This window comes from Candidatus Kryptonium sp., assembly GCA_025060635.1.
Taxonomy (GTDB): Bacteria; Bacteroidota; Ignavibacteria; order Kryptoniales; family Kryptoniaceae; genus Kryptonium.
Genome location: JANXBN010000010.1, coordinates 21,949 through 31,340 on the forward strand (window position 1 = coordinate 21,949; position 9,392 = coordinate 31,340).

Consider the following 9,392-nt stretch of genomic DNA (forward strand, 5'->3'; position numbering starts at 1 on the left):
TTTTTACCATTCATCAAAAACATTTCTTGGTCCACTTTTCTTCTCCCCTGACCATCTAATTATGAGTTCTGGATCAATGATATTTCTTGCCGCAACACCTCTTAATTCTTCCAAGTTTTCTATACCTTTTTCAATTAAGAAATTTAACAAACCTTCATTTATCCGCTTTATCGTTTCCCAGCCATTTACAATTATCGCCGATAGAACCTGAACAGTTGTTGCGCCGAGCATGATATATTTTAAAGCGTCGATCCAATTAACAACTCCACTAGTTGCACTTATAGGTATATCAACTTCATTGTAAACCTCAGAGACATGTTTGAAGTTATAATATTTTGTCCAAGGCCCTCCAACACCAGCATAATAGCCATGGAGTATTGGCCTCTGAGATTCCACATCAATCTCAAGACCTCGCAATCTATTGCAAAGAGTCACCGCACTTGCGCCTATTTCTTTAGATACTTTCGCCTGATGTAAAACATCAGGACCTGGACCAAGTTTAACAAGGACTGGAATTTTAACATTTTGAACCACAGATTTAATTGCCTGAACGAAATGTGTTTCAAACTGCATGGTTCCGGGCTTATGTGGAGAAGAGATATCAAGTTCAATCGCGTCAGCTCCTGCTTCTTCAATTCCCTTTGCGAGAAATATCCAATCTTCTGGCTCGTCTGCAAACGCGCTTCCAATTATTATAATGTTAGATATTGATTTAGAGATCTTAACAAAGTTAAAATAATCCTCAATAGAACCGCTATATGCTTGTTCATAGGAATAGAGTGTAAAGTATTGTGATTTGCCGTCCATTTTTTTATCCCAATCAATAAGTTTATATCTCGGTCTGGGCCAATATCTCATATAATCAAATTTATCGGATACAACTGTTTTCAAAATAACACCACCTGCACCCATTTCTTGAGCTATAGGTATCTGCTTTACATCATGGCTGGCAGGTCCAGATGCAATAAAGATTGGACTTCTAAAACGATAACCTAAAAATTCAACTTCAAGCGTTGGCATGTTTGTTAGTTAAATTTAATTTTGACCTTATTGAGCGAGTACTTTTGAATTTTTTCAAGATTAACGAACGTGTTTTGATTAAAGATTACCTTTCCATTTTTTACTTCAACTACTGGTTCAATGATATCATCAATATACCATCTAAGCGAACTTTCAATATCAGTTGGAAATTTGCAATTATCAAGCATACAAAGAGAAAGTGCGTGAAATGCCCCTATTCCAAGTTCAGGCATGGTACCTACCCATACTGGAATGTTGTTCTCTTTGCAAAAATCATGCATCCTCTTGGCATTCAGTAATCCACCAACTCGTTGGATTTTGATATTAACAATTTTACACGAATTAAAACTAAAGGCGATTTTCAAATTTTGAATTGAGTCAGCGCTTTCGTCAAGACATATCGGAGTTGAGATTCTGGTTTGTAAAACTCCATGTCCTATTAAGTCATCTTTTGGCAAAGGTTGTTCAATCATCATAAGTTCAAAATCATCAAGTTTCTTGAGATGTTCAATATCATTGCGATCATAGGCGCAATTTGCATCTACCATGAGAGGTATATTTCCAAAGAATTTGCGGATATTTGAGATCGGTTCTATATCCCAGTTTTTTTGAATTTTTATTTTTACTCTTTTGTAATTTCCGGTTTTAAGATACCCCTCAATTTTTTTCAAGAGATCATTAACATTATTATAAATACCAACCGCCAACCCAGATTCAATTTCCTTATAGTTTGCACCAAGCAAGTTATAAATAGGTTTACCTAAGATTTTTGAATAAGCATCCCACAAAGCGGTTTCAATCCCAGCAATCGCATAAGAACTTAATTTTAACTGAGAAAGTCGTCTTAAAAGATTTGAGATTTCATTCTTAAAGTTTGCAAAATCAAATTCAGTTTTAATTAAGCTGACTTTATTTATAAGTTCGTTCCAGACACTTTCCGGTGTTTCCTCCGAATAAAATGAACCTGACATTGGCGATGCTTCACCGTATGAAATCAGACCTGATTTAAATTTAACTTGAATTATGATAGAATCTTTAATTGAGACCTCACCGTTACTGATTTTAAATGGTTCAGTCATCGGGATTCTAACATGATATAGATTTATCTCTTCAATTTTTTCTTTCATTTTCCAGCATATCCCATTTGCTTTGAAATTTTCTCTGCATATTCCTTTAAGTCCTTGGCAAGCTCGTAAGCTCGTGAGATTGTCTTGCTACCTCTATATTGCAATGTTATCAAAAGCGCAGCGATAATTTTACCCCATGCGTTCCGAATTGGTGCAGCAACTGCGACAAGCTCCGGGTTATACTCTCTATCAACTATTGCAAAACCTTGTTCTCTTACTTTTTTCAATCGCATTTTAAGTTCAGAAAGCCGTGTTATTGTTTTTTCAGTATATTTCTTCAAGCCTGTTTTCTTTATAAACTGCGAAAGTTCCTCATCGCTCATCTCGGATATTAAAACTTGACCACTTGCCGTGCAATGAACTGGAGATCTTAGTCCGAGTTGTGTGACAAGTGACCACATGCTTGGAGAATCAACACGCTGAATTAACACAACGCGATAATTATGCAATACCGCGAGATAGACGCTTTCCCCTGTTTTCTTAGCTAGTTCTTCAAGATATTTGTATGAATCATATCCAAGGTTAATTTTATTAAGTTTTGCTATCCCAAGTTGCGATAACCTAATTCCGAGTGTAAAGGTATTATCGGATGAGTTTCTTTCAACAAATCCGTAACTTTCAAGAGTAACCAAAATACGAAAGATTGAGCTTCTAGGATAATTGATATGTTTTGAAATTTCGCTTAAGCTCAATGGTTTATCAGATTTTTCAAGTAGATTTAAAATTTCAATTGATCTTTTAACAGCTGGAACAGTATACTTATTTGGTGATTTAAATTCATAGATTCCCATAGTTTCTCTAATTTAAGTTTTTATAGCCGAGATTTTTAAGTGCTTTTTTAATTTTTTCTTTATCTTTTGATGAAACTGGAAGTAGCGGTGGTCGGACAAAATTTGTTTTTAGAACACCAATCATTCTTAGAGCTTCTTTAACTCTTGCTCTATAATCTCTTACAGGAGGCGCAAAGATTACTTCTTCAAGTAGTTTTATTTTTGAATAAATTTCGAAAGCTTTGTCAAAATTTTTCACCTTAACCGCATTGAACATTTCAATTTGCTCGGAAACCACAAGAGTTCCGAATCCAATCAGGGCTCCATCAGCTCCAAGAATGAAAGATTCAAGTATGAAGTCATCATTCCCTGTGAGCACAGATATTTTTTTATCAAGATTTCTTAGAATGTTAAGTGTTTGAACAAATTTGAGAGCATCTGCGGACGCTTCCTTTATAGCAACAACATTTTTTATTCGCGCAAGTTTAACCAGCGTTTCTTCATCATAAAGCACACCCGAAAGAGCGGGTTGCAATTGAAATAGAACAAGTGGAATATCTACTTCATCGTTTATAGCTTTGTGGTATCTGTAAGGAATTTCAAATGGCAGTGGCTGACCCGCGTATGCAGGGATTGGAAAAACGACTATTCCATCAGCGCCTATCTTTTTAATAAGTTTTGCCTCTTCAATCGCTTCTTTAGTATGTCTTGTTGTCAAGCCACAGAGAACTGGGAATTTACCTGCTATCATCTCAACCCAAATTTCAAGGATTCTCAATTTTTCGTCTTTATTTAAATGTATTCCTTCACCTGTGTCCATATTAACTGCGACACCACCAAGTCCATCAAAACTTTTGATCCAGTTTACATAGTCCCTCAATTGAGAGAAATCAACAGAAAAATCAGATTTCATTGGTGTTACCACTGCTGGAATGATTCCTTCAAGTTTAAGTTTCATTTTTATTTCCCACTTTTGTTTAGAATTTTTTCCATATTTAAACCAAGGATTTTTTCTTTATCTTGGAGAGATATTCTGAATAAATAATCCAACCAAGTTGAGATGCTTGATCGCGCATCGGTTGATCAGTTCCAAATATAAACTTTTCCGCGCCAACCTCATCAACAAGATATTCAATTAATCCGTCAGGAACCTCGGTAAATGTTAATTCAAGGAAAACATTTTTTCTAATTTTAGCAATTTCAACTAAATCCCTTGCGTGCTTAAGGCTCATACCAGTGTGTGCAAGAAGAAAATTTAAATTTGAATACCTTGAAGATATTTCTTTAACTTCACTTACAAAATTATCCGATGGGTGAAGAAGCGCAAATAAATAATTTTTATTGCCAAAATCAAATAGAGGTGCCCACCGCTTATCGTTGTATGGTATTTCAGTTCTCCGACAATATGGCCTTATAACCTTAAATTTCTTAACAACAAACCAATGTTCAAGTTCACAAGCCCAGTCCTTAACACAAATCTGATTGAAAGAAGCATAACCGATGAAATATTCTGGAAATGACTCAACTGCATTTAATATTATCTCATTCTCAAGCCAGTGATCTAACCATATAGAAAGCCATGAACTAACACAACATTTTTTAATTCCAAGAGATTTATTCCTAATATAAATTTCCAAAGGCGAGGACTTTATTAAAGGCGTGTAATCTGAAATTATTTGTTCACTTTTGAGCAATTTTGCAAGATTTAATTCAGCAATGTTTGCTTTATCTTCATCACTTATATTTGAGTAATCAATAAATGTTTTTGCAGAACCAATGCTTTTAAGCGGAAATCCAGAACCAAAAAGAATTCTTTTTGAGCCGAAATTTTCAACAGGAAATTCAACTCCGTTGTTTAATTGAAATGATGAAATTTCAATATATATATTTTCAAATTTTTTCATCAGCATAAAAATTCTTCTAGCTTCTTCCCGTCTTGCACCTTGTATCACGGTTTTTAAATTTGGATAAATTAAACAAACTTTCTCAACTTCCTCAAAAATTGCATGATTAAATCTACGCCCTGTTTCAATCAATAGTGGTGTTTTTTTAATTTCTAAAAGTTTAAAAATTTTCCTATATGAAAATTCATTGGGTTTTGGATAAAGTTTCACCGCCCTGATTTCATTCTCGCTAATATAATTTTCAAGATCCGAAATTTCTTTTGTTAAATCCAGCATTAAAACGAAACATGGAAAGATCCCAGGGTGCTTTTTGCTTTCCTCAATCGAGATAGAATTGTCTTTGACCAGATCATAATACCTGGCAATTGTATGAACCATGAGAGAAAATCTTTTCATTTCTGATAAAAGACGCTCAGTGCTAAGCAATTGATTTTTATCTTCTTGGGTCCATTTTCCAATATATGCGAGGCTGTCAAAATAAATTAATTTATCCACATTCTTCAATTGTATTTTTTAGGGAAGTTTCAAATTTGTTTAATGTTTCATAGATGTCTTCTTTCCTATGCGAATACGAAATAAACCATCTATCTATCACTAAGATCCCAAGTTTAAAAAGTTCTCTGTTAAGAACGAACTGTAATTTTTTTATTTTTCTTGGGATTATCAAAGTCAAAGAGAAAGAAAGGCGCAACTGGCATCTCTCCAATTTTCACAGGAATGCTGAAACGATTTGCAATCTCCTTAAATCTGTTCATTAAAGTATCACCGATTTTGTAAAGGTTTTGATGGATATTCTCTTTTTTCATAAAATCAATCGTAGCGATAGCTGCAGTGATTGATAAAGTTTCACCAGCATATGTAGCTGTGAGAACAAAATCATTAAGCTTGTCCATTATCTCTCTTTTCCCACAATAAGTTGATATAAGGTAAACACTCACCACTGCTTTGGCGAAAGATGAGAGATCAGGTTTAACATTGAAATATTCCTGGGCTCCACCAATTGAGAGTTTAAAACCTGTTAGAAATTCATCAAATATCAAAATAACTTCGTACTTATTAGCAAAATTCTTTAAAGCTCTTGGGAATTCCCCAGTTGTATCTTCGTTAAAATCATATGGGATAGCAAGAATACATGCAATTTTATCTCCATCGTTTGTTAAAATTTTTTCATTTTTTTCTATTTCCCCATAATTAACTTCGTAGACATATTTATTTAAAATCTCCGGGACACCATTACCTTTAATTCCTGTCATAAACCAATCGTTGTATCCATTATAATCACCTCTTATTATTTTATCTTTCCCCGTATAAGATCTTGCAAGACAAACATTCCAGACGTTTGCATCAACTCCATTTTTCATAAATCTAACCATTTCAGCACATGGGACGATTTCAATAATTTTTTCAGCAAGTTCTACCTCAAGTGGACTTGCCACACTAAATATAACCCCCTTATCAATTTGCAATTTTACCGCTTGGTCAACTTCATCAAAGCAATAAACAAGTATAACTGCTCCAAGAGCCGTTCTATAATCAATAAATTCTCTATGATTAACATCCCAGAATCTACACCCTTTTGCTTTTTCAATATAAAACGGCATTATACCTGAAAATTCCTTGATAGGTCGTTTTGCATTTGTTTGCATGCCCCAAGGTATAATTTTCAACGCTTTTTCAAAAAGAGTTTCTGACTTTGTCATTTTGTTATTTTAGTTTAATTCTATTTTCGTAGAATCTAATTTTTGTATAGCCTATTCTATCTGGGCCACCGTCAAGTTGAAGAGCAAAGGTATATGGTTTAGATTCAGTTATAGTTTTACCTTTAAAATTCAGCTTTACAAAATTTGAAACTGCATAATAAATTTCATCGTCATTGTATTTTCTTAGATAAGAGAAGTAGGCGTCGGTTTCAATTTCATCGTATTTTATTTTACCAGATTCAAAAGTATATCTCGGACGTATATTCTCACGAAGTATTTCAAATTCAAGATCAAGTTTGATACATAGATATATTACATCGCTGGAATTTGTTATTTTTAGCCCAATTCCTTGTGGAAATTTGTCTGTTTTCAAAACCTCAACCTTTTTCAGAAGATTTGATATGTTTGCATTTTGTTCATGTGGAATTAAAAGTGTGATGAAAAATTCAATGTCATTTGTTTTGTAAAAAGATGAAACGGCTTGGTAGACGCAGAATTCCTTTTGGAAATGTCGGTTTAAAGTTTCAAAGCTATCTTCCTTTGCATATGAATCAAATTCAGAAAATTTTATTTGAGGGAAGTAAATTAACAAATTGTGTTTTCCTCCAACTGCATACATACCAATTGAATCTATTCTTGTATCATAATAATTTTCCCCATGGCTTACAATTTTTTGGGTATGCCATAAGGTTGCAAGAGTATAGTAATCAGGTTGATTAAACTTAACCGCATCAATGACTACGAACCAGCCAAGCTTTTTAAGGAAACAAATAATTCTATCCCATGTATAACCCATTTTCTCGTCAATTGCTCTCGTTCTTGAGTATTCAATTTCATCAAATGTCAAAAAATCAATTTTGATTGTTTTCATTACTCTGTAATTCCCCGAGTTTTTAATAAATTCAAACAGTGTTTGTTTTTTAATTTGTTCAGCTGGTGGCGAGAAAAGTATTGGATTATTTCTTGATTCTCTTTTATTTTTTCTGACAACAAGACGATTATGGAAGTAATCGGCTCTGAAAGCACCAAACATTCCACTTGGTAATCCATCTCTATATCCTGCATGATGCAATAGGACTGAACCTTTGGTCATGAGAAAAATGATTGAATTTTCATCAGAGCTTCCGTGATGCATTTTTTCTTCTTCAACAGGTATGGTATTTCTGAGATATTCTCTTGTAAGGAAATTTCCATCTCCCTCGTCCCTGTAGTTAAGAAGCATAAATGTTGAGAGCGAATCCCACCCTGTTCTGAAAACGATTTTTTTGCCAACGATATCATCAAGAACTTCTTGGCTTAAGTTGATTGGTAATTCAATTTTGATTTTGTCATCGCACCATCTATATGCATCTGATAAAATTGATGCAAGGTCAGCGGAGAATTTTTTATCTATTATCATTCTTCTGAAAATTTTTTCTGCCGCATATTTATATCTACCATCTCTATAAAGTGAGCTAGCTTTTTCAAAACAAGCGATAAATCTTTCAAATGCATTGTTGAAATTGGAATCACCTAAATCAACTATAGTTCCAAATGGTGAGAGGAGATTTAGATAGTATTCAAAATAATATCTCAGTATCGGATGATTAAATAGCTTTTCATTTTTTGAGTTCTCAATATAAATCAGCAACGCATGTAACCACACTCCATTATAGAGCGTTGCATCTTCGGCTTCCCATTTTCCGAGATTATCATATATTAAAACCTCAGATTGTTTTTTCCATTCAGTGGACGCAGGATGATCTGGAAAAGCAAGTGATGCAATAAGGTAAGCAACCGCTCTTAAAACAGTTCTATTATGAGCTCCCCATTCGGGAAAATATGAAATGAAATTAACACTTTCAATTACATCTTTAGAAATTTTATCTATCTGTTCTTTAGTTAACAAACCAGAATTTTTTACTCTTAAATAAGCTCTTACATATGGATAAAGAAAAAAGAAATTGGGTAAAGATGGGACTCCATCCCTATATTCAATTCTTGATCTAGCAATCTCGTTTGGATAAAACTCTTTAAGATTAGAATATTCATAAAGTATTTTTATCGCTATCCTTGCATAATTTTTATTTCCAGTAATTTCATAAAGAAAGCCAAGGGCGTCTGCGAGATATACTGGCTCTCCCGGTGGATTAAATCCCCAAAGAACATAAGCAGTAGCACCCTTTTTCCAATCATCAATAATTTTCGGATAACGACTTAAAGAACTGTCAACTGCTTTTTTAATATAGTCAATATACTCATTTCTTTTAACAAGGCTTTCTGATTTGGATAAAAAAGCAAGAACAAGTATCAATATTAAGAAAATCCGTTTGCACTTATTTTGTTGTTTCATATGCGAAATTTTTATTTATTAGAGAACTAAAAGATTTTAAGTAAAAAATTTGTAAATGTCAAGATTTGCTGATGATTTTAAACTTTGTTTGCTTTTAAGACATTTTTCTTTTCTGAAAAATTCGGATATGCAAGGTATTGATTTGTCTATATTAAGATTTTCTACCGTTGGGCATGTCATTTTACAGAGAATAGGGGAAATGTGGGTATTGAGCTTTTAAGAGCAGAACTATAAAAATTTAATTTTACTTGAAAAAAATAAAAAAGATTTTCTCAAGTTTAAATTTTCCATCAAATCGTTAACGACTGCAAGTAATGTTTTATTAAGAAAAAGTGTGAAAATTATAACGAAAAGAATTAGAGGTTTTATAAGTTAGCTATTTTGAAAATCTTTAGGCATGTAAATCTTAGAAGGATTGAAGAATGGATAATTATTAGGCACATTTGATCTTTATTAAAAAAGACCCGGCAGCGACCTACTCTCCCGGTCGCTCGCGCGACCAGTACCATCGGCGCTGGAGGGCTTAACTTCCGTGTTCG

At 33.6% G+C, this 9,392-nt stretch carries 8 protein-coding genes and 1 rRNA gene; 1 reads left to right on the plus strand and 8 read right to left on the minus strand.

Translation table 11 applies throughout. The annotated features are described in order from the left end of the window. Positions 1-3 precede the first annotated feature (3 nt). The 7 genes from NZ923_10370 to NZ923_10400 form a co-directional block, all read right to left on the minus strand. Positions 4-1,020 (minus strand): hypothetical protein, encoded by a 1,017-nt coding sequence (locus NZ923_10370; GenBank protein ID MCS7230416.1) that lies wholly within the window; start codon positions 1,018-1,020, stop codon positions 4-6. 5 nt (positions 1,021-1,025) lie between these two features. Next, positions 1,026-2,147, minus strand: coding sequence for an o-succinylbenzoate synthase (menC, locus tag NZ923_10375; GenBank protein ID MCS7230417.1), 1,122 nt, complete (start codon positions 2,145-2,147; stop codon positions 1,026-1,028). Beyond that, positions 2,144-2,938, minus strand: a complete 795-nt coding sequence (locus NZ923_10380; protein ID MCS7230418.1) for an IclR family transcriptional regulator — start codon at positions 2,936-2,938, stop codon at positions 2,144-2,146. The genes menC and NZ923_10380 overlap by 4 nt, the downstream gene beginning before the upstream one ends. Before the next feature lie 7 nt (positions 2,939-2,945). After that, positions 2,946-3,875 carry a dihydrodipicolinate synthase family protein gene (locus NZ923_10385; GenBank protein MCS7230419.1) on the minus strand — a complete coding sequence of 310 codons (930 nt, stop codon included), beginning with the start codon at positions 3,873-3,875 and terminating at the stop codon, positions 2,946-2,948. A gap of 37 nt (positions 3,876-3,912) precedes the next feature. Further along, positions 3,913-5,199, minus strand: coding sequence for an amidohydrolase family protein (locus NZ923_10390; GenBank protein ID MCS7230420.1), 1,287 nt, complete (start codon positions 5,197-5,199; stop codon positions 3,913-3,915). A gap of 245 nt (positions 5,200-5,444) precedes the next feature. Beyond that, positions 5,445-6,521, minus strand: a complete 1,077-nt coding sequence (locus NZ923_10395; protein MCS7230421.1) for an aminotransferase class III-fold pyridoxal phosphate-dependent enzyme — start codon at positions 6,519-6,521, stop codon at positions 5,445-5,447. A gap of 4 nt (positions 6,522-6,525) precedes the next feature. Next, positions 6,526-8,814, minus strand: coding sequence for a hypothetical protein (locus NZ923_10400; protein ID MCS7230422.1), 2,289 nt, complete (start codon positions 8,812-8,814; stop codon positions 6,526-6,528). A gap of 94 nt (positions 8,815-8,908) precedes the next feature. Between NZ923_10400 and NZ923_10405 the strand changes: the two genes are divergently transcribed. Continuing rightward, a complete protein-coding gene (locus NZ923_10405) occupies positions 8,909-9,073 on the plus strand; it encodes a hypothetical protein (GenBank protein MCS7230423.1) in 165 nt (54 codons plus the stop codon). A 242-nt stretch (positions 9,074-9,315) separates the two neighbouring features. Here NZ923_10405 and rrf read toward each other — a convergent pair. Next, positions 9,316-9,392 (minus strand): 5S ribosomal RNA (gene rrf / locus NZ923_10410); the annotation flags it as partial.

What these genes read in the sequence shown, in the direction of transcription:
- NZ923_10380 (MCS7230418.1), bottom strand. Translation starts at nt 2,938, where the DNA reads ATGGGAATCTATGAATTTAAATCACCAAATAAGTATACTGTTCCAGCT.
- NZ923_10390 (MCS7230420.1), bottom strand. Translation starts at nt 5,199, where the DNA reads ATGGTTCATACAATTGCCAGGTATTATGATCTGGTCAAAGACAATTCT.
- NZ923_10385 (MCS7230419.1), bottom strand. Translation starts at nt 3,875, where the DNA reads ATGAAACTTAAACTTGAAGGAATCATTCCAGCAGTGGTAACACCAATG.
- menC (MCS7230417.1), bottom strand. Translation starts at nt 2,147, where the DNA reads ATGAAAGAAAAAATTGAAGAGATAAATCTATATCATGTTAGAATCCCG.
- NZ923_10405 (MCS7230423.1), top strand. Translation starts at nt 8,909, where the DNA reads ATGTCAAGATTTGCTGATGATTTTAAACTTTGTTTGCTTTTAAGACAT.
- NZ923_10370 (MCS7230416.1), bottom strand. Translation starts at nt 1,020, where the DNA reads ATGCCAACGCTTGAAGTTGAATTTTTAGGTTATCGTTTTAGAAGTCCA.
- NZ923_10395 (MCS7230421.1), bottom strand. Translation starts at nt 6,521, where the DNA reads ATGACAAAGTCAGAAACTCTTTTTGAAAAAGCGTTGAAAATTATACCT.